The sequence below is a fragment of the Alphaproteobacteria bacterium genome (assembly GCA_019635875.1).
Taxonomy (GTDB): Bacteria; Pseudomonadota; Alphaproteobacteria; order Reyranellales; family Reyranellaceae; genus JAFAZJ01.
The window spans coordinates 194,723-213,945 of the sequence record JAHBYP010000008.1; the positions used below are offsets into that span (position 1 = coordinate 194,723).

Here is a 19,223-nt window from a genome sequence, read left to right on the forward strand (position 1 = left end):
TCTGCCCCCTGTTGTTGGTCATTCCGCCGCCTTCAACGGCAGCCCGTAGACACGTTCGGCCGTCTCGCGCGAGACCAGCCCTTCCTCGACATCGTGCGCGATCGCCCCGGGGTCGCGCGACCGGGGATCGCCGATCCCGGCGCCGCCCGGCGTCATGATCACCAGCCGCTCGCCCGGCGCGATCTGCTGGAAGCCTTTGCCCTTGAGCTTCTGCCCTGTCGTCAGGCCGACATAGCCGGCCGCGCCGTCGACGCCGCCGTCGCGCCCGCGTGGCGGATAATCGATGCGGTCGTAGGCGGCCAGCAGGTCGAACGGCATGTCGACGCCGGAGGAGACCTCGATGATCTGCCCCATGCCGCCGCGCGTGCGCCCGGCGCCGCCGCTCTCGGGCCGCAGCTCCTTCTTCCAGAAGATCAGCGGCGTGATCGATTCGGCGATCTCCACCGGCGTGCCGCGCACGCCCGAGGGATAGGCGGTCGCCGACAGGCCGTCGGCCGCCGGCCGCGCGCCGGTGCCGCCGTTGCTGGTGATGGCGACGGAGAAGCCGTAATTGCCGCCGTCACCGTCCTTCACCATGCCGCGCACGTTGATGTTCCACAGGCACGAGGTGCCTTCGGCCGGCACGCGATCGGGAATCGCCTGGCGCATGCAGCCGAACACCATGTCAGGCAGCATCTGGCCGATGACGTGGCGTGACAGCACCGGCGCCGGCTTCAGCGCGTTGAGGATGCTGCCCTCGGGCGCCGAGACGGTGAGCGGCTCGAGCGAGCCGGCGTTGTTGGGGATGCGGGCGCTGACGATGCAGCCCAGGCCGAACACGGTGTAGGCCGTGGTGTAGGCATGCGGCACGTTGATGCCGCGCGCGGCCTGCGGGTCGGTGCCGGTGTAGTCGACGTGGATGCCGGTTTCGCTGACTGTGGCCGTGGCCACCAGCCTGATCGGCTGGTCGTAGCCGTCGACGATCATCTCGTTGCGCCACGAGCCCTTGGGCAATCTGGCGATCTCCGCCAGCACGGCGGCACGGCTGTTGTCGATGATGAAGGTGGCGAGCTCGTCGAGATCGTCGAGATTGAACTCCTCCATCATCTCGACCAGGCGGCGGCAGCCGACATCGTTGCAGCCGGCCAGCGAGTAGACGTCGCCCTCGGTGTCGACCGGCGTGCGCGTGTTGGCGCGGATCATCGCCAGCAGGGTCTCGTTCATCTTCCCCTGCTCGGCGAGCTTGAGCATGGGGATGTAGAGCCCCTCCATGAACACGTCGGTGGCATCCGGGCCGAAGCCGATGCCGCCGATGTCCATGATGTGGCTGGTGCAGGAGAACAGCGCGACCAGCCTGCCGTTCCTGAAGCAGGGCGTGGTCAGCACGAAATCGTTTGTGTGGCCGGTGCCCATCCAAGGGTCGTTGGTGACGTAGATGTCGCCGGCCTTCATGGTCTCGACCGGGAAGTGCCGGATGAAATGCTTCACCGACTCGGCCATCGAGTTCACGTGGCCCGGTGTGCCGGTGACCGCCTGCGCCAGCATGCGGCCCTTGAGGTCGAAGACGCCGGCCGACAGATCGCCGGCCTCGCGCACGATCGAGCTGAACGCCGTGCGCATCAGGGTCTGGGCCTGCTCCTCGACCACCGCGATCAGGCGGTTCCACATGATCTGCAGGTCGATCTGGCCAAGGCTGTTGGACGCCATAATCTGTGAGCTCTCCTCGACGCGGAGCGACGCAAACTCCGTGCCGCGGAACTTAGGCGTTTGCGGCGCGCGCCGCCAGAGAAGTCGTGCGGATGGCTGCGACGAATGCGCCGACGGACAGGGCCGCGGCGACGCCGAATACCACCATCACGGCAAGGATCACGTCGTCCTGCGTCGTGGCACGTGTGAAGCCTGCGAGATTGGCGACCAGGCCGGTCACGGCGCCGCCCACCGCGTAGCCGGCGGATTGCACGGTCGGCAGCAGCCCCGAAGCGCGGTCGCGCTCGGCGTCGCCGGCCGCCACCATCACGGTCTGGTTGAGGAACGCCCAGGTGACCCCGAAGCCGGAGCCGACCGCGACCTGGGCCGCGACAAGCACCACCAGCAGGTCATGGCGGAACGCCAGCATCGTGCCGACGAAGCCCAGCGTCAGCAGCGCGGGGCCGGCGCACACCGCCAGCCGCCTGCGTCTTGCGCTCACGACATTGGCGATCGGGATCGCGGCGCCGCTCCACGACAGCGCCATGATCGCGCCGATGGCGCCGGCCAAGGTCGGCGTGAATCCCCAGAGCGTCTGCAGCAGCAACACGAGATAGACGGTGGACGCCGCGTTCGCCATCGGCATGAGCAGCACGACCCACAGGCCGTTGCCGACGATCGTGCGCGGCGAGAAGGCATCGCGCGGCATCAGCCGCGTGCGGCCGCGACGATCGAGCAGCACGGCGCAAGCCAGCAGGACCGCGGCCCCCAGCAGCAGGGCGGCCGAGACACTGACCTCGTGCGCGATGCTGGCGAGCGATACCAGCATGATGCCGACGCCGATGATGGCCAGCCGGGTCAGAGGCAGCGAGAATCGGCCGGGCTCCGGCGCCGCGCGCGGTACCACCCACAGGACGAGGGCGATGAAGATCGCCGCCAGCGGCACGTTGACGAGGAACGCCGCGCGCCAGGAGATGTGCTGCGTAAGCAAGCCGGCGAGGACCGGCCCGCCGAAGCCCGCGACCGCCCAGACCACTGCCTGGATGCCGAAGACCTTGGGCACCAGCCGCAGCGGATAGAGCTGGATGGTCAGCAAGGAGACCAGCGCGGCGACGACGCCCTGGCCGATGCCCTGCAGGGCGCGGCCGACCAGCACCTGCGGCATGGTGACGGCGACGCTGGCGACGACCGAGCCCAGCAGGAAGACCACCGCGGCGGCGGTCAGCGCCAGCTGCGCGCTGAACCGGCGCTGGAGCAGCGCGGCGGACGCACCGCTCATGATGGCGAAGACCAGGTAGACCGTGAGCGACCACGAGATCAGCGCCAGCCCATCCAGCTCCTGCACCGCCGTGGGCAGCGCCGTCGCCACCAAGAAGGTGTTGAAGGCGTAGAGCGCCACGCCCAGGCACAACGTCACCGTCGTCGCCGTGTAGGGCGTGCGCAGAATCTCGCCCCAGCTCCCCTTCTCCTCTGTCATGCCGCATGCCTACAGGCCGGTCATTTAGAAAGCAATAGATTGTTAAATTGTCGCCTGCTAGAGTTCGCGCGATGGATCGCACGGCGGAGCGCCTGCTCTACGCGTTGAAGGCCACGGGGGCGCAGACCGCCGCCGCGCTGGCGAAGCGGCTCGGCGTCACGCCGGTCGCGATACGCCAGATGCTGGCGCGGTTCCAGGCCGAAGGGCTGGTGGGCTTCGAGGATCGTCGCACCACCGTCGGGCGCCCCAAACGCCACTGGACCCTGAGCGAGAAGGGACACGGCCGCTTCCCCGACAGCCATGCCGGGCTGACGCTCGAGCTGTTGAACGCGACCGAAGCGGTGTTCGGTGCCGATGGCCTGGAACGCCTGATCGCGCACCGCGAAGCATCGACCCTCGCCACCTATCGCAAGCGCCTCGCCGATGCCGGCTCGCTTGCCGAGCGGGTTAGTCGGCTGGCGAGGATCAGGACGGCCGAGGGCTACATGGCCGAGGCGCGGCGCGACGGCGACGGCATGATGCTGATCGAGAACCACTGCCCGATCTGCGCCGCGGCCAGGCGATGCCAGTCGCTCTGCCGCTCGGAGCTGCAGGTGTTCCAGGCGGCGCTTGGTCCCGATGTCGCGGTCGAGCGTCTCGACCACATCGTCACTGGCGCGCGCCGCTGCGCCTATCGCATCAGGCCCGCCGCCGCTCCAGCGTGATGCCGCCGGCATTGTCGAGCCAGGCGTCGAAGATCGCCGAGACGAAGGTCGAGGTCTCGTCCTCGGCGATGATCGCCGGACCGGGTACGACGCCGCCGGGCTTCAGGTCGCCGCGCCAGTACACCGGCACGTCGACGCGCTTCGACAGGCGCGCGTCGTAGAAGGCGCGGCTGCCGATCGGCCTGGGTCCACCGGCGCGCGACGGATCGGAGACCGCCGCCGGCTGCGTCGCCTCGGTCGAGACCGTGACCGACCAGCTGAGCACCTCGATGACGGCGTTGGGGATGAAGCGCTCGAAGAGCTGCGCATACTCCTTCTCGTAGGCCTCGCGCATTGCGTCGGCGTCGCTGTCGGTCAACGGCCGCTGCGGCAACTGCACGACGATCTCGTGGCCCTGGCCGAGATAGCGCATGTAGGCGACGCGGGTCTCGAACACCGGCCGGCCCGCGGCGCCGGGCGCCACCAGCGCCTGCGCCTCGGCGCTCATTGCCTCGATCACCGCGTTGGCGGCAGCGGCGTCGAAACGGTCGAGTCGCATGTAGCGGCTGCGCACCAGCTCATAGGCCACCGGCGCGCGCAGGAAGCCCACCGCCGAGCCGACGCCGGCATTGGCCGGCACGACGACACGCGCGATGCCGAGCTTCTCGGCCAGGCGCGAGGCATGCAACGGTGCGGCGCCGCCGAAGGCGATCAAGGTGTGCTCACCGATCACCGCGCCGCGCTCGACGGCGTGCACGCGCGCGGCGTTGGCCATGTTCTCGTCGACGATCTCGCCCACGCCATAGGCCGCCGTCTCGCTGCCCAGCGACAGCGGCTGGCCGACCGCGCGCTCGACCGCGCCGCGCGCGGCCTCGACGTCGAGCGCGATGGTGCCGCCGGCGAAGCGCGCCGGATCGATCTTGCCCAGCACGACGTCAGAATCGGTCACGGTCGGCATGGTGCCGCCGCGGCCGTAGCTCGCCGGGCCCGGCTCGGAGCCGGCGCTGTCGGGGCCGACGGTGATGCGCCGCAACTCGTCGACTCGCGCGATCGAGCCGCCGCCGGCGCCGATCTCGACCATCTCGATCACCGGCACGCGTACCGGCAGGCCGCTGCCCTTCAGGAACCGCGCCGCGCGGTCGACCTCGAATGTGCGCGACTTGAACGGCGTGTAGTCCTGGATCAGGCAGATCTTGGCCGTCGTGCCGCCCATGTCGAAGGACAGCACCTTGCGCTCGCCGCGCTCGGCCGCGACGTTGGCGGCAAGGATCGCACCGCCAGCGGGTCCTGACTCGACGAGACGGATGGGAAAGCGCCGCGCCGTCTCCAGCGCCGTCAGCCCGCCGCCCGAGGTCATCAGGTAGACCATGCCCTTGAAGCCTTCGGCGGCGAAGCCATCGCGCAGCCGCGCCAGGTAGCCGGCCATCAGCGGCTGGATGTAGGCGTTGGCGATGGTCGTCGAGGTGCGGTCGTACTCGCGCACCTCCGGGCAGACCTCGCTGCTCAAGGTCACCGAGAGCGACGGCAGCATCTCGCGCAGGATGTCGCGCGTGCGCCGCTCGTGCGCCTCGTTGGCGTAGGAATGCAGGTAGGCGACCGCGACGGATTCGACGCCGGCTTCGGTGAGCTTCGGCGCCAACGCGCGCACCGCCTGCTCGTCGAGCGCCAGGCGCACGGCGCCGTGCACGTCGACGCGCTCGGGCACGGTGAAGCGCAGCGCGCGCGGCACCAGCTGGCGCGGCTTCTCGATGAAGACGTCGTACTGGTCGTAGCGGCTCTCGTAGGCGATCTCGATCGTGTCGCGGAAGCCCTCGGTGGCGATCAGCGCCGTCTTCGCTCCCTTGCGCTCGATGATGGCGTTGGTCGCCAAGGTCGTGCCGTGCACGAAGACATCGATGTCGGCGAAGCCGATGCCGGCATCGGCGAGGATCGCGCGGGTGCCCTCCAGCACGCCTTCCTCGGGCGCGCGCGGCGTTGTCAGAACCTTGCGCGTGAAGCGCCTGCCGCCCTGCCCCGCCTCGCCGATTTCCAGAACCATGTCGGTGAACGTGCCGCCGATATCGACGGCCAGACGCGTGGATTGCGCCACCCCGGAACCCCTTTTTCAATGCAACGCCGTGTCAGGGCGGCGACACTAGTGAGGTCGGCGCACCGCGGCAACCCGCGGCGATCCCTCCCGCCATCGTGACGCAGTTTGACTGGTGGACAGCGTGAGACAGGGTAAGACAACGACCGCCCGAGATACCAGGGACGATAGGACATGTTCCGCGCACTGCTCATCACTGCCGTTTCGATCGCCATGCTCGGCGCCTGCACGCAGCATGCCAGCTACGATGCGAGCCGCGACTCGAGCTACCGGCACGGGGGCGTTGGGCCTACTTTCTCGACCCGCATCCTCCCTTAGGTCAATTGCGGCGGCCGGAAGGCAGGTGTGGCATCCCGTAACATTTCGCCGCCGATTGACCGCGATTTTGTCCAGCGGATGACGCGGTCCGACACCACCTTTGAGCTGCCGGGTGCCGTGCGCGCCCGCCAGGTTATCAAGGAGGCTGCAATGTTCCGTGCTCTTATGATCGCTGCCGGCGCCGCGATGGTGCTCGGCGCGTGCACCGTGACCACCGTGTCCAACGATCCGTACTACAGCCGCGGCTCCTACTACAACCCGCCGGGCTGGGTCGACTACAACCGCAACGGCATCGACGACCGCGTCGAGCGGCGCGACCGCTACTACTCGGGCTACCGGGGCGGCTACTACGACCGCTGGGGCAACTGGCACAGCTACCGCTGACGCCAGCCGGCCGACCAGCAGGAGGGGCGCCGCTCGCGGCGCCCCTTCCTCATTTCAGCCCAGCGCTTCCTCGTAGGTGCGCAGTCGCGGCACGGCCGACCACAGGATGGTCAGCAGCTGGACGCCGAAGCCCGCCGCCGCCGCCCAGATTGCCGCTTCGACTCCCCAGGCCTCGCCGATCACGCCGCCCAGCATCGCGCCGACGAAGCGCGAGCCGTACTGGATCAGGAACTGGATGGCGATCACCTGGCCCAGGATCGCGGGCGGCGTCACCGTCTGGCGCAGGGTCGTCTGGCCCACGGTCCAGTACATCGGCCCGAGTCCGAGCAGGAACATCGCCAGCGCCGCCTGCACCGCGCCGGCGCCGAACAGCGGCGTGACGATCAGCACGCCTGCCACCGAGATCGCCGGCCCGCTGGCAATGAACAGGCCCGCCGGCACCCGGCGGCCGACCGCGCCCGCGCTCAGCGCCGCGACGATCATGCCCGTGCCGTTGGCGGCCAGCATGATGCCGATCGCCGCCGCCGACAGGCCGAGCGAACGGCTGGCGTAGAGCACCAGCACGGTCACCAGGATCGACCAGCTCGTCGCCCAGCCCATGGCGGTGATGGCGATCGGCCGGAGGTGGCGGTCCTGTATGACAAATTTCAGGCATGTGCCGAGTTCGCGCCAGCGCGGCAGGCGCTTGCCCGCGGATGCGACTGCGACGCGGGCGCGGACGACCAGCCGCGCGGCCATCGCCGACAGCGCGCCGGAGATCAGCAGGGCCGCCACCGGCGTGACCAGCGACAGCAGAATGCCGGCGAGCGCCGGTCCCGCCGCCGTGGCGCCGGCGCGGGCCAGCTCCATGCGGGCGTTGGCGGCGGCCAGGCCATCGCGCGGCACGACGGCGGGCACATGCGCCTGGGCCGCGACGCTGAAGACGCAGGTCGTGGCCGCCAGGGCGAAGCCCAGGGCACCCAGCAGCGGCAGGCTCAGCAGCCCCGCCCAAGCGAGGCCGGCGCCGAGCACGAGCAGCGCCGCGCGCGTCGCCTCCGACGCCGCCATCACCCGCGCGCGGTCGAGCCGGTCGACCAGCACGCCCACGGGCAGTGCCAGCAGCAGCCAGGGCAGCGTCTGCAGCATGTTCAGCCCGCCCATGTCGGCGGCGTCGGCGCCGAGCAGCAGCACGGCGGCCAGCGGAATCGCGGCGAAGGCGATCTGGTCGGCGCCATGCGCAAGCGCCGCCGACATCCACAGCGGTGCGAAGGGTGCGGCGGGACGGGCGGCGGCGGAGAAGGTCGTGTCGCTCATGCGCGCGACTTAGCGTCGTCGGCCCAATCGCGACCATCCGCCATCCGGCGGCGAACTCCCTCAGCGATGCCGCCCGGCGTAGCGCGCCAGCAGGATCATGGCGAGCAGGCAGCCCAGCGCCATCGCCAGCCCGACCCACGACATCAGCTCGGGTCCCTGGCGCTGCAGCAGGGCGGCGAACAGCACCGGCGAGGCGGCGAAGACCAGGTTCTGCGGCGTCGTCAGCCGGCCGGTCCAGGTGCCGTACTCGCCGCGTCCGAACAGCGCCAGTGGGATGGTGGCGCGCGCCAGGGTCATCAGCCCGTTGCTGATGCCGTAGCACACGACGAACGTCACCGCCGCCCACACCGCGCCGCCGCCGACCAGCACGCCGACGAAGCCCAGCGGCATCACCGCCGCCGACACCAGCCCGGTGACGGTCGCCGGATAGCGGCCGCCGAACATGAATTCGACGATGCGCGCCGAGGCCTGGATCGGCGCGGCCAGCGTGGCGATGAACACCGCCGTGCCCGGCGCCAGCCCGCCGGCCTTCAGCAGCTCGATGATGTTGAGCGCCACGCCCCAGGAGATCATGCCGGCGAAGGACAGCATCGCCGCCAGCAGCCAGAAGGCGCCGCGCCGCGCCTGCGACGGCAGGCCATCCTCCATCGGCACGCCGCTTGCCGCGATGCGCACCGGGATGCGCCGGCCGAGCACGGCGAGGTGGATCGGCACGCAGATCACGAGGTGCATGGCGGCGAACAGGAGCGCGGTCTGCCGCCAGCCGATCATCGGCTCGAGCCAGCTCGCCAGCGGCCAGAAGAAGAAGGACGGCAGGCCGGTGAAGAACAGCAGCACCGACACGGCGCGCCGCGCGCCCGGTCCGGCGACCTGCGCCAGCGAGGCCTGCGTGCCGACCCCCAGCGTCATCGGCGTAGCGCAGCCGATCAGCGCCCAGCCGAGGAAATAGAGCATCGGCCCGTGCGCCAGCGCGATCAGCACCAGGGCCAGCGCCAGCAGCACCGAGCCGCCGACCATGATGGCGCGGCCGCCGCGCCGGTCGATGCGCCGGCCGATGCGCGGCGCGACCAGCGCGCTGGCCAGCAGCTGCATCGAGATGCCGCCGAACAGCAGCTCCATCGAGATGCCGATCGACGGCGCCATCACCGAGCCGAGCACCGCCGGCAGATGGAAGGTCGTGCCCCAGCCGATGATCTGCGTCACCGCCAGCCCGGCGACGGCGCGGCGCGACACGCCGTCGAGACGCTGCGGATCGGAAATCGAGTTCATGCGGCCACTGTCATTCCGAGCGAAGCGAGGAATCCAGAAACCGCCTGGATTCCTCGCTTCGCTCGGAATGACAGGTGACAGGGTCGCCGCCGCCCGGACTCTAGCGCAGCAGCGCCCAGGTCAGCTCGTGCTTGTTGTGATGCAGGTGGAATAGCCGACTCCCGGAAATGGCGGAGAAGGCCGCCGCCGTTTCGTGGTCGGTCTCGCCCTGGAACTTGATGGTGCAGACGAAGTTGCGCACGCGGCCCTGCTCCATCCAGCGCCGCACCAGCGCCAGCAGTCGCGCCGGGTAGCAGATGATGTCGCTGAACAGCCAGTCGATCGGGCCGACGCTTTGCGGATCGAGCCCGAAGGCGCTCTCGCCGCGCCACGCGACGCCGGACATGGCCGCGACCCTGGGTTCGAGCGGCGCCTTGTCGATCGCCAGCACCTCGGCGCCGAGCGACGCCAGCACCCAGGTCCAGCCGCCGGGCGTGGCACCGAGATCGAGGCAGCGCGCGCCTGGTCCCGGCCGTGTGCCCAGTCGGGTCAGCGCTTCCCAAAGCTTCAGATAGGCACGGCTCGGCGGTCCTTCACGATCCTCGACGAACGCGATCACGCCGTTGGGAAACGGCGACGAGCAGCGCGCCGCACACAGCAGGCGATCCGGCGCCAGCAGCGTCCACGATCCCAACGGCGCCGTCGGCGCCCCGGTCGGAAACACCAGCGGCCTGGCCGAGACGTGCGGCAGCCGCTCCTGGATCAAGGTCGCGCGCCGCGCATGAACCGGCGCGTACAGCGCCCAGTTGCGCTGGATCGCGCGCAGCGTCGAGGCCGCATCGCCGATCGAGGCGATGGCGATCTCCGCGACGTCGAGCCAGGTGTTCGCGGCCCAGGCGGGCGCTGCCGTCGCGTCCTCGCACACGAACAGCCGGCCGTGCTCCATGCGGACCCCGACGCCAAGCAGGCGCAGCTCCTCGCGGAGCTGCGCCTCGAAGCCTTCGGCGGCGAGATGGGCGCTCGTCATCGCCGCCGGTGTGGCGGCGATGACGGGTCTCGTCCAGTGCCTTCTTACGCCGCCTGGGCCACCGCGCGCGCCCGATCGAACAGCGCGCGGTTGAACGGGCTGGTCGGCTTGACCTCTCGCCGTTCGGCAGTGAGCGCCCGGGCCAGGGCGACATCGCCGCCGCGCTGTGCCGCCTCGATCAGGGTCAGGTCGAGCAGGTCGCGCTGGGCGTGACTGCCGCCGAAGCGGCCGGCTATGCCGATCACCGGCTTGAGCAGGCAGGCGGCGCGCTTGTAGTCGCCGTCGCCGAAGGCCTTGAGCGCCAGGCTCACCGGCCGGCCGACATCGCGCGTGAACATCGCGTTGTCGTCGTTGCGCGCCATCGCCTGCTCCTGCGCCTCCAGCACCTGCACCATCTCCGCCGTGCGCCCGGTGGCGATGAAGGCCATCATGGCGTGCGCGTCGTTGAAGGCGTAGTTGCCGGCCGTGGCGAAGGAAGCCCAGCGCTCGGCCAAGGGCTGCCAGCGCTGGCCGACATCGACGCCGCGCAGCATCAGCCGCCACAGCAGCGCCGAGTGGTCGACCAGCTCGATCGCCAGCGAGGAGCCGCCGCCATTGATCGGCCCGTCGTACAGCTTCAGCACCTCATCGATCTCGCCAAGGTCGAGGTGGTAGAGCGCCAGGTGCCACCAATTGTGCACGGCAAAGAAGCTGTCGCGCGTCCAGTTGTCCGGCGCCGCGCGCATCCAGGCGATGCCGTCGGCCTGGCGGCCCTGCATCTCCATGACATGCGCCACCGCGTGCTGCGCCCAGGAATCGCGCGGGTCGAGCTCGACCGCGCGCTTGCCCTGGCGCTCGGCACTGGCGTAGTCGCCGCACTCCTCCAGGCCGAAGGCGTGCATGCCGAGCAGCGCATGGTAGCCCGGCATGCGGGGATCCCACTCGGGCAGGGCGCGCGCGATGCGGTCGCGCAGCATGCGCGCATTGCCGGTGAAGAAGTCGATCGAGTGACCGACCTGCAGCGCCAGCGCGTCGTGCGGATTGTCGACCGCAACCTGCGCCATGGTGCGCGACGCGTCCCACCAGCGATTCTCGATCATCTGGCCGATCGCCGCGACATGGCCGCGCTCGCGCGCCGTGCCCGCCGTCGCGCTCGCCGCCTCGCAGGCCGCCCGCGCCGGCTCGAAGCCGGAAGGCTCGGTGCCGAGCAGGAACATCCAGGCCTTCAGCGCATGCGCCATGGCGAAGCCGGGGCTGTCGGCGATGGCGGCTTCCGTCGCCGCCATCGGGTCATTGCGATAGACCCGCATCAGGTCCAGCGCCGTCTCGTAGTGCTCGCGCGCCACACCCGAGGCGCCGGTCAGCACGTTTCCGTGGGTATCTCTCGTGGTCATTGCTCTCTCCAGACGGTTATGCGGCGGCGACATGCCCCAACGCACGCCGTCGCTGCTTCGATGGCGACCGAAGTATCCCGGATCGCCATCCACCTCTGTTCCCCACGTCACACCACCCTTTTTCTTTGGCGCGCCACCTTCCCCCACCAGCGCGGGAATGTGGCGCGCCATATGCGATGCCCTGCCGCCACGGCGTGGTGAAGGAATGACGCCTGCGAAGATTCCATTGCGCGCCGGCCCGGCCGGTTTGCTAACGTCGCGCCAAATCGAGGAGTTCGCCATGGCCAAATTCGGAATCGGTCAAGCCGTGCGTCGCGTCGAGGATCCGCGCCTGTTGACCGGCGGCGGGCGCTACACCGACGACACCAAGGCCGGCGTCGGCGTGGCGCGCGGCTATGTGCTGCGCAGCCCGCACGCGCACGCGAAGATCCGCGGCATCGATGTTTCGGCGGCGAGGACAGCGGCGGGCGTGCTCGCGATCTTCACCTATGCCGACGTCAAGGCGGCGGATTACGGTGATCTGCCGTGCCTGGTGCCGATCACCAACCGCGACGGCACCGAGCGCGCCGAGACGCCGCGGCCGATGCTGGCCAACGGCGTGGTGCGCCATGTCGGCGATCCGGTGGCCTTCGTCGTCGCCGAGAGCCTGGAACAGGCCAAGGACGCGGCCGAGCTGATCGAGGTCGACTATGAGCCGCTGCCGCATTCGGTCGACACCCATGGCGCCGCGCAGAAGGGCGCGCCGCTGGTCTGGCCGCACATCAAGGACAACCTGATCTTCGACTGGGAGATGGGCGACCGCGCGGCCACCGACAAGGCATTCTCGGCCGCCAAGCGCGTGGTCAAGCTGCAACTCGTCAACCAGCGCCTGATCGTGAACTCGATGGAGCCGCGCGGCGCGATCTGCGAGTACGACGCGGACAAGGACCGCTCGACGCTGTGGGTGTCGTCGCAGGGTGTCAGCGTCATCCGTCCGGTGCTGGCCGAGATGGTGCTGAAGATCGGCCAGGACAAGCTGCGCGTGCGCACCGGCGATGTCGGCGGCGGCTTCGGCATGAAGATCTTCATGCACCCCGAATACCCGCTGGTGGTCTGGGCCTCGCGCCTGCTGAAGCGCACGGTGAAGTGGATCCCCGATCGGCAGGAGGCGTTCCAGTCCGACGTGCAGGGACGTGATCACGTGTCTTTCGCCGAGATGGCGCTCGACAGCGAGCACCGCTTCCTCGGCCTGCGCGTCACCACCTACGCCGCGCTCGGCGCCTATCTCTCGCATTTCGGCGCCTTCATCCCGACCATGGCGGGCTCCAGCATGCTGGCCGGCCTGTACCAGACGCCGGCGATCTACGTGAACATCAAGGGCATGGCGACCAACACCGTGCCGACCGACGCCTATCGCGGCGCCGGCCGTCCCGAGGCCGCCTACCTGCTGGAGCGCTTCGTCGATCACATCGCGCGCGAGGTCGGCGTCTCGCCCGACGAGATCCGCGCCCGCAACCTGATCCGGCCCAATCAGCTGCCCTACAGCACGGCGCTGGGCGACGTGTACGATTCCGGCGACTTCGAGACCGTGATGCGCAAGGCGATGCAGCAGGCCTCGTGGAACGGCTTCGAGTCGCGGCGCGCCGAGGCGAAGAAGCGCGGCAGGCTGCGCGGCATCGGCATGGCGACCTATGTCGAGAAATGCAGCGCCGCGCCGCAGGAAACGGCGATCGCCAAGTTCAACGACGACGACACGATCACGATCTATCTCGGCGTGCAGACCAACGGCCAGGGCCACGAGACGGCCTTCACGCAGATCATGTCGGATCGCCTGGGCATCGACGCCGAACGCATCCGCATCGTGCAGGGCGACAGCGACGTGACGCCCGAGGGCATGACCGGCGGCTCGCGCTCGATCCCGGTCGCCGGCGCGGCGGTCTATGGCGTGTCCGACACGATCATCGCCAAGGGCAAGCCGGTCGCGGCCAGCATGCTCGAGGCGTCGGCGGCGGACGTCGAGTACAAGGACGGCGATTTCCGCATCGTCGGCACCGACCGCCGGGTCTCGCTGTTCGACGTCGCCCGCGCGGCGAAGGATCCCAGGCACGGCGGCAAGCCGCTCGACGACGAATTCACCCGCGTGCCCGACGCAGCGACCTTCCCCAATGGCTGCCACATCTGCGAAATCGAGATCGACCCCGATACCGGCACGCCGACGATCGTCAACTACACCATCGTCGACGATTTCGGCGGCGTGATGAATCCGCTGCTGCTGCAGGGCCAGGTGCATGGCGGCGTCGGCCAGGGCGTCGGCCAGGCGCTGACCGAGCGCACGGTCTATGACGACGAGAGCGGCCAGCTGCTGTCGGGCTCGTTCATGGACTACGCCCTGCCGCGCGCCGACATCGTGCCGCACGTGCATTTCGACACGCACCATTCGCGCTGCACGACCAATCCGCTGGGCCTGAAGGGTGCCGGCGAGGCGGGCGCCATCGGCTCGCCGCCGGCGGTGATCAATGCCATCGTCGACGCGCTCAAGCCGGTGACCGGCCTGAAGCACATCGACATGCCGGCGACCCCGCGCGCCATCTGGGAGGCGCTGCACGGCGCGGCGATGAAAGTCGCGGCGGAATAGCCGCCTCGCTGTCATTCCGAGCGCAGCGAGGGATCCAATCGATCTGCCGGGATCCCTCGCTACGCTCGCGATGACAGGTGGTGGGAATTCGGCTCGCGCAGCTCCCCCAGCGCCAGACGCGCCACCTGCCAGGCGCCCCACAGCGCCAGGCTGGCCATGATCGCGGCGACGGCGATGTCGGGCCAGCCGGTGCCGGTGCCGAACACGCCGACCGCCGCGGCCATCACCGCGATATTGCCGATGGCGTCGTTGCGCGAGCAGATCCACACCGAGCGCATGTTGGAATCGCCGTCGCGGTGGCGGAACAGCAGCAGCGCGACCAGCAGATTGACGCCCAGTGCCAGCGCGCCGATCGTGCCCATGGTGATGGCCTGCGGCACAATTCCGGTGAGCGCGCTCCAGACCGCCTCGCCCGCCACCCACAGCCCGAACGCGCCCATGCTGGCGGCCTTCAGCAGCGCCGCGCGCGCGCGCCAGGCCAGCGCCGCGCCGAGCACGAAGAGAGTCACGGCGTAGTTCGCCGCGTCGCCGAGGAAGTCGAGCGCGTCGGCCAGCAGCGAGACCGAGCCCGACACGACGCCGGCGCCGATCTCGACCGCGAACATCACCGCGTTCAGCACCAACGCGATCCACAGGATCGAGCGGTACGGGCCGTGGACGTTGGAACCGTGCCCGTGATCGTGACCACGGCAACAACCGGCGCTCATGTCAGTCCGCTTCCTCGGCGATGTGCTCGAGCATGTCGGTGATCATCCCGCGCACGTGGTGATCGGCGACCTGGTAGAAGATCTGCTTGCCCTCGCGCAGCCCGCGCACCAGGCGCGCTGCGCGCAACAGCCGCAGATGATGGCTGACCAGCGACAGCGACAGGCCCAGCCCTTCGGCGATGGCGCTCACCGCCACCGGCGCGTCGAGGCAGGCGATGACGATGCGCAGCCGGCTGGCATCGCCCAGCAGGCGGAACAGATCCGCCAGCTCCGGCGCACGGTCGTCGTCGGCCTTCTTCGGTCGCTTGCGAGGCTTTCTCATACAATTGAATATCTATTCAAGTGTATGCGAGAGTCAAGCCATGCCCTTCCCCTGGAGGGGGAAGGAAAACGGCTCTATCGCCCCTGCAGCGCGCGGCCGTCCATGTCGTCGGCCGGCAGGCCGAGATGGGCGAGCGCCGTGGGCGCGATGTCGACGATGCAGCTTGGCTCGGCGCAGGTGGTGCCGGGCGCGAAGCCGGCGCCCTCGACGATCAGGAACGGCGCCTGCTCGAAGCGGCCGGTGCCGCCGTGCTGGCCCAGCCCGAGCTTCTCGCCGGCGCTCGCCCGGGCGACGATCAGGCTGCCGCCGGGGCAGCCGTGGCGGTTGGGCGCGTCGGTCTTGGCCATGCTGAACGCCATGTGCAAGTGACCTTCGGGCGCCATGCCGAGCTCCGCCAGCCCTTCGCCGGCGAAGACGCCGTCGGCCCAGTCCTGCGCGCGCACGAAGGCCTCGATGGCCGCGCGCCGCGATGCAGCGCGCGGCGCGACGTAGATCAGGCCGGACGTGCCCTGCGACGCGACGGCAACCTCGGTCGAGTCCAACGAGTCCTTGAGTCCGGCCTCGACCAGCAGGCGGTCGACCTCGACCGCGCCGGTGACGGTCTCCTGGCCGTGGTCGGAGCCGACGATCAGCAGGATGTCCTCGCCTGCCCGGCGCAATGCGTCGACGGTGCCGCGCACCCGCGCGACGCAGGTATCGGCCGAGGCGATGGCCTGGAGATGCGCCGGCCCGCCCAGTTCGCTGGCGTGCATGGTGGCGTCGGGATCGCTCAGCCACAGCACGGCGAGCGGCGGGCGTCGCTCGTGCAACACCTCGACGCAAAACCGTGCTGCCATCGCATGATCACCGGTCGCGTCCTTGGCGATGTCGAGCCCATCCGCACCGTCGATCGGCACCAGGCCGGGCGCGAATGAGCCGGCGCGGTGATAGACGTGGCCGTGACCATCGGGATCCTGGAAATAGGCCGCGCCGGGCGAGACGTTGGAGAACACGATCGAACCACCGGCGTCGCGCAGGCGCTCGGCCAGGGTCGGCGTCTTCAGCGTGCGGCCCAGCGCCCGGCGCATGGCGTCGCGGAATTGCGGCGGGCCGACATCGTGCACCACGACGCCGTCGCCCTCGGGCAGGCCCATGGTGTTGCCGTGCAGGCCGTGCCGCGCCGGATGGCAGCCGGTGGCGATCGACGCCGAGGAGGCGCGCGTCACCGAGGGGAAGACGCCGCGATGATTGTCGTAGCGCCGGCCGGTGCGGGCGAGATCGACGATCGACGGGCAAAGCTCCGGCCGCACGAAATCGCGGCGATGCCCGTCGCAGATCACCAGCACGACGCGTCGAACGGCCATGTGTCACCCGTGAGCATGGCGGGAAGACACCACAACCTGGCGTTCCTGTCATCCCGAGCGTCCGCGAGGGATCCAGGCTGCCCTCCTGGTTCCCTCGCCGAGGCTCGCGATGACAGCTTCGTTACGCGTCCTGCTTCTGGCGCTCGCGCGACTTGCGGCGGATCATGAAGATGATCGCCATGACCAGCACCGGCAGCGAGGCGAGGCCGCCCAGCGAGGGCGCCGGCTGGGCATGGCCGTGCAGTCCCGGCTCGCTGGTGAGCTGCTTCACGGTGGCCTGGACCTGCGAGCTGTCGATCGACTTGCCGAGCTCCTTCATGATCTTCTCGATGCCCTTGATCATGTCGGCTTCGGTCGGCTTCTGGCCGCGGCCGTACAGATCCTGCAGGTCGCCGGCGATCTCCAGCGCCAGGTCCATCACGTTCCGCACGTTGCGCTGGCGGTCGCGCACCGACTGCCTGGCGCTGTAGCGATAGGCGAGCGGTGCGAAGCGCGCGCCCTCGGCCTGGGCCTCGAGCGAATGCGCCATCGAGCCGAGGTTGCGCATCATCAGCGCCAGCTGGTCGGCGTACTTCTCGAGATCGGCCCAGAACTGCGGGGTCTTCACATCGCCCGCCTGCGGCGTGGTGCCCTTGGCCATCAGGTCGAGATGCTTCTGGCGGATCTTCACCCGAAGCTTCTCGAGCACGTAGCACATGCCGTTCAGCTGGCTCATCCTGGTCCTCCACTCGAACGAGGCTGCTCACTGATCATTGAAGTGAGCGGACGATCATTTCCACTACCTTATCTCACGGAAGCGACCGTTCTGCTAACGTCCGCGCCGCCATGCCACACATAACCCTGCGCGACGGCGCGACGCTGTTCCTTGAGACACACGGCTCCGGCCCGCCGCTGATGCTGGTCGCCGGCCTGGGCGGCGTCGCCACCTTCTGGGAGCCGCATGTCGCGGCCTTCGCGCGCCACTTCACCGTGATCCTGCACGACCACCGCGGCTGCGGCCGCTCGGCACTGTCGCGCATCGACTACACGGTCGAGCAGATGGCCGACGACGCGCTGCAGCTGATGGACGCGCTGGGCATCAGGCGGGCGCACTGGGTGGGCCACTCGACCGGCGGCGCGATGGGCCAGGCGATCGCCATCGACCATCCCGAGCGAATCGAGAAGCTGGTGCTGTGCGGCACCTGGGCGAAGACCGACGCCTATTTCCGCCGCCTCTTCGAGCTGCGCGCCACGGTGCTGCGCGAGCTCGGCCCGGTGGCCTACAGCAAGGCCAGCGGCCTGGCGCTGCACGCGCCGTTCTGGATCCGCGACCACGACGACGTGCTGGCGGCCAACGAGGCGCGCGCGCACGAGACCATCCCGGTGCCCGAGATCCTGCTGTCGCGCATCGCTGCCATCGTCGCCCACGACCGGCGCGACCAGCTGCATCGCGTCACGGCCCCGACCCTGGCGATCGGCGCGCGCGACGATGCGGTGACGCCGGCCTATTTCACCGAGGAGCTCGGTCGCCTGGTGCCGGACTGCCGCACTGTGGTGCTACCCCAGGGCGGGCATTTCTTCCCCAACGTCGTGCCCGACATCTACCAGCGCATCCTGCTGGATTTCCTTCTCGGCAGGGCAGCTTCCGCGTCTTGAGGGATGCATCGCGCCGCGCCCCATGACAGGCTGCGGCGCGAATCGAGGGAGAGGACCGGACATGGCCACCAACATGAAGCGCATCCTGATGCCGATGGGGATGCATCCCGCCGGCATGGCGCTGGTCGAGGCGCGCGACGATGTCGAGGCGGTGGTCCTCAACAACTTCACCACGGCGCAGTTCCACGAGGCGCTGAAGGACGCGCATGGCGTGACGCTGGGCCTCACGCCGCTGGGCGAGCCCGAGCTGCAGGTCGCATCGAAGCTGATGTGCGCCGCGCGCATCGGCGTCGGCTACGACACGGTCGACGTGCCGGCGCTCACCAGGCGCGGCCTGCCGCTGATGATCGCCGGCGTCGCCAACTCGGTCTCGGTCGCCGAGCACGCGATGTTCCTGATGATGGCGGTGGCCAAGCGCGCGCTCGACTACGACAAGATGGTGCGCGAGAACCGCTGGCAGGATCGCCGCCACGACATGCCGGTCGACCTCTGGCAGAAGACCCTGCTGATCATCGGTTTCGGCCGCATCGGCACGCGCACCGCCAAGCGCGCGCTGGGCATGGAGATGACCGTGCTGGTCTACGATCCCTACGTGAAGGCCGAGACCATCAAGGCCGCCGGCTGCGAGCCGGTCAGCGACCTGAAGGCCGGCCTGGCGCGTGCCGACTTCGTCACGGTGCACTGCCCGAAGAACAAGGAGACGATCGACCTGATCGGCGCCGGCGAGCTCGCGGCGATGAAGAAGACGGCCTACATCGTCAACACCGCGCGCGGCGGCATCATCAACGAGGACGCGCTGTACGATGCGCTCAAGGGCGGCGTGATCAAGGCCGCCGGCATCGACGTGCTCGACAAGGAGCCGCCGACCGAGATCCACAAGCTCTGCTCGCTGCCCAACATCATCATGGCGCCGCACATGGCCGGCGTCACCATCGAGTCCTCCGCCCGCATGGCCCAGGCCACGGTGCAGAACGTGCTCGACGTCTTCGACGGCAAGCCCGATCCGAACAACGTCGTGAACAAGGAAGTGCTGAAGGGCCGGTAGGCG

16 protein-coding genes are annotated in these 19,223 nt (G+C 69.6%); 5 read left to right on the forward strand and 11 right to left on the reverse strand.

From position 1 onward, the window contains the following. Positions 1-18 precede the first annotated feature (18 nt). Positions 19-1,686: a hydantoinase B/oxoprolinase family protein gene (locus KF889_24920; GenBank protein ID MBX3502701.1), complete on the reverse strand. Its 1,668-nt coding sequence runs from the start codon at positions 1,684-1,686 to the stop codon at positions 19-21. Positions 1,687-1,738: 52 nt separating this feature from the next. Then, positions 1,739-3,142 carry an MFS transporter gene (locus KF889_24925; GenBank protein ID MBX3502702.1) on the reverse strand — a complete coding sequence of 468 codons (1,404 nt, stop codon included), beginning with the start codon at positions 3,140-3,142 and terminating at the stop codon, positions 1,739-1,741. A 71-nt stretch (positions 3,143-3,213) separates the two neighbouring features. Here KF889_24925 and KF889_24930 point away from each other — a divergent pair, with 71 nt between their 5' ends. Beyond that, positions 3,214-3,846 carry a transcriptional regulator gene (locus KF889_24930; protein ID MBX3502703.1) on the forward strand — a complete coding sequence of 211 codons (633 nt, stop codon included), beginning with the start codon at positions 3,214-3,216 and terminating at the stop codon, positions 3,844-3,846. Here KF889_24930 and KF889_24935 read toward each other — a convergent pair. Beyond that, the gene (locus KF889_24935) at positions 3,821-5,914 is read right to left on the reverse strand and encodes a hydantoinase/oxoprolinase family protein (GenBank protein MBX3502704.1); all 2,094 of its coding nucleotides are present in this window, start codon (positions 5,912-5,914) and stop codon (positions 3,821-3,823) included. The two genes, KF889_24930 and KF889_24935, sit on opposite strands and share 26 nt — an antisense overlap. Before the next feature lie 465 nt (positions 5,915-6,379). On the opposite strand from KF889_24935, the gene KF889_24940 reads away from it, so the two are divergent. Continuing rightward, positions 6,380-6,613, forward strand: coding sequence for a hypothetical protein (locus KF889_24940; GenBank protein MBX3502705.1), 234 nt, complete (start codon positions 6,380-6,382; stop codon positions 6,611-6,613). Positions 6,614-6,667: 54 nt separating this feature from the next. Here KF889_24940 and KF889_24945 read toward each other — a convergent pair whose 3' ends face one another. The 4 genes from KF889_24945 to KF889_24960 all read right to left on the reverse strand — a co-directional run bounded on the left by KF889_24945 (position 6,668) and on the right by KF889_24960 (position 11,554). Continuing rightward, a complete protein-coding gene (locus tag KF889_24945) occupies positions 6,668-7,906 on the reverse strand; it encodes an MFS transporter (protein MBX3502706.1) in 1,239 nt (412 codons plus the stop codon). Positions 7,907-7,966: 60 nt separating this feature from the next. Continuing rightward, positions 7,967-9,175 carry a hypothetical protein gene (locus KF889_24950; protein ID MBX3502707.1) on the reverse strand — a complete coding sequence of 403 codons (1,209 nt, stop codon included), beginning with the start codon at positions 9,173-9,175 and terminating at the stop codon, positions 7,967-7,969. A 100-nt stretch (positions 9,176-9,275) separates the two neighbouring features. Beyond that, on the reverse strand, positions 9,276-10,181 hold the full coding sequence (locus KF889_24955) for a hypothetical protein (GenBank protein ID MBX3502708.1): 906 nt from the start codon (positions 10,179-10,181) through the stop codon (positions 9,276-9,278). A 44-nt stretch (positions 10,182-10,225) separates the two neighbouring features. Beyond that, positions 10,226-11,554, reverse strand: a complete 1,329-nt coding sequence (locus KF889_24960; GenBank protein ID MBX3502709.1) for a tetratricopeptide repeat protein — start codon at positions 11,552-11,554, stop codon at positions 10,226-10,228. 280 nt (positions 11,555-11,834) lie between these two features. Here KF889_24960 and KF889_24965 point away from each other — a divergent pair, with 280 nt between their 5' ends. Continuing rightward, positions 11,835-14,168 (forward strand): xanthine dehydrogenase family protein molybdopterin-binding subunit, encoded by a 2,334-nt coding sequence (locus KF889_24965; protein MBX3502710.1) that lies wholly within the window; start codon positions 11,835-11,837, stop codon positions 14,166-14,168. A gap of 59 nt (positions 14,169-14,227) precedes the next feature. On the opposite strand, the gene KF889_24970 is transcribed toward KF889_24965, so the two are convergent. The 4 genes from KF889_24970 to KF889_24985 all read right to left on the reverse strand — a co-directional run bounded on the left by KF889_24970 (position 14,228) and on the right by KF889_24985 (position 17,255). Next, positions 14,228-14,875 carry a cation transporter gene (locus tag KF889_24970; protein ID MBX3502711.1) on the reverse strand — a complete coding sequence of 216 codons (648 nt, stop codon included), beginning with the start codon at positions 14,873-14,875 and terminating at the stop codon, positions 14,228-14,230. A 1-nt stretch (position 14,876) separates the two neighbouring features. Beyond that, positions 14,877-15,197 carry a winged helix-turn-helix transcriptional regulator gene (locus KF889_24975; GenBank protein ID MBX3502712.1) on the reverse strand — a complete coding sequence of 107 codons (321 nt, stop codon included), beginning with the start codon at positions 15,195-15,197 and terminating at the stop codon, positions 14,877-14,879. A gap of 74 nt (positions 15,198-15,271) precedes the next feature. Then, positions 15,272-16,540, reverse strand: a complete 1,269-nt coding sequence (locus tag KF889_24980) for an alkaline phosphatase family protein (protein ID MBX3502713.1) — start codon at positions 16,538-16,540, stop codon at positions 15,272-15,274. 121 nt (positions 16,541-16,661) lie between these two features. Continuing rightward, on the reverse strand, positions 16,662-17,255 hold the full coding sequence (locus KF889_24985) for a hypothetical protein (GenBank protein MBX3502714.1): 594 nt from the start codon (positions 17,253-17,255) through the stop codon (positions 16,662-16,664). 110 nt (positions 17,256-17,365) lie between these two features. Here KF889_24985 and KF889_24990 point away from each other — a divergent pair, with 110 nt between their 5' ends. Together KF889_24990 and KF889_24995 are read left to right on the forward strand one after the other, a co-directional pair. Further along, positions 17,366-18,175, forward strand: a complete 810-nt coding sequence (locus tag KF889_24990; protein ID MBX3502715.1) for an alpha/beta fold hydrolase — start codon at positions 17,366-17,368, stop codon at positions 18,173-18,175. 61 nt (positions 18,176-18,236) lie between these two features. After that, positions 18,237-19,220, forward strand: coding sequence for a hydroxyacid dehydrogenase (locus KF889_24995; protein MBX3502716.1), 984 nt, complete (start codon positions 18,237-18,239; stop codon positions 19,218-19,220). Positions 19,221-19,223: the final 3 nt, after the last annotated feature.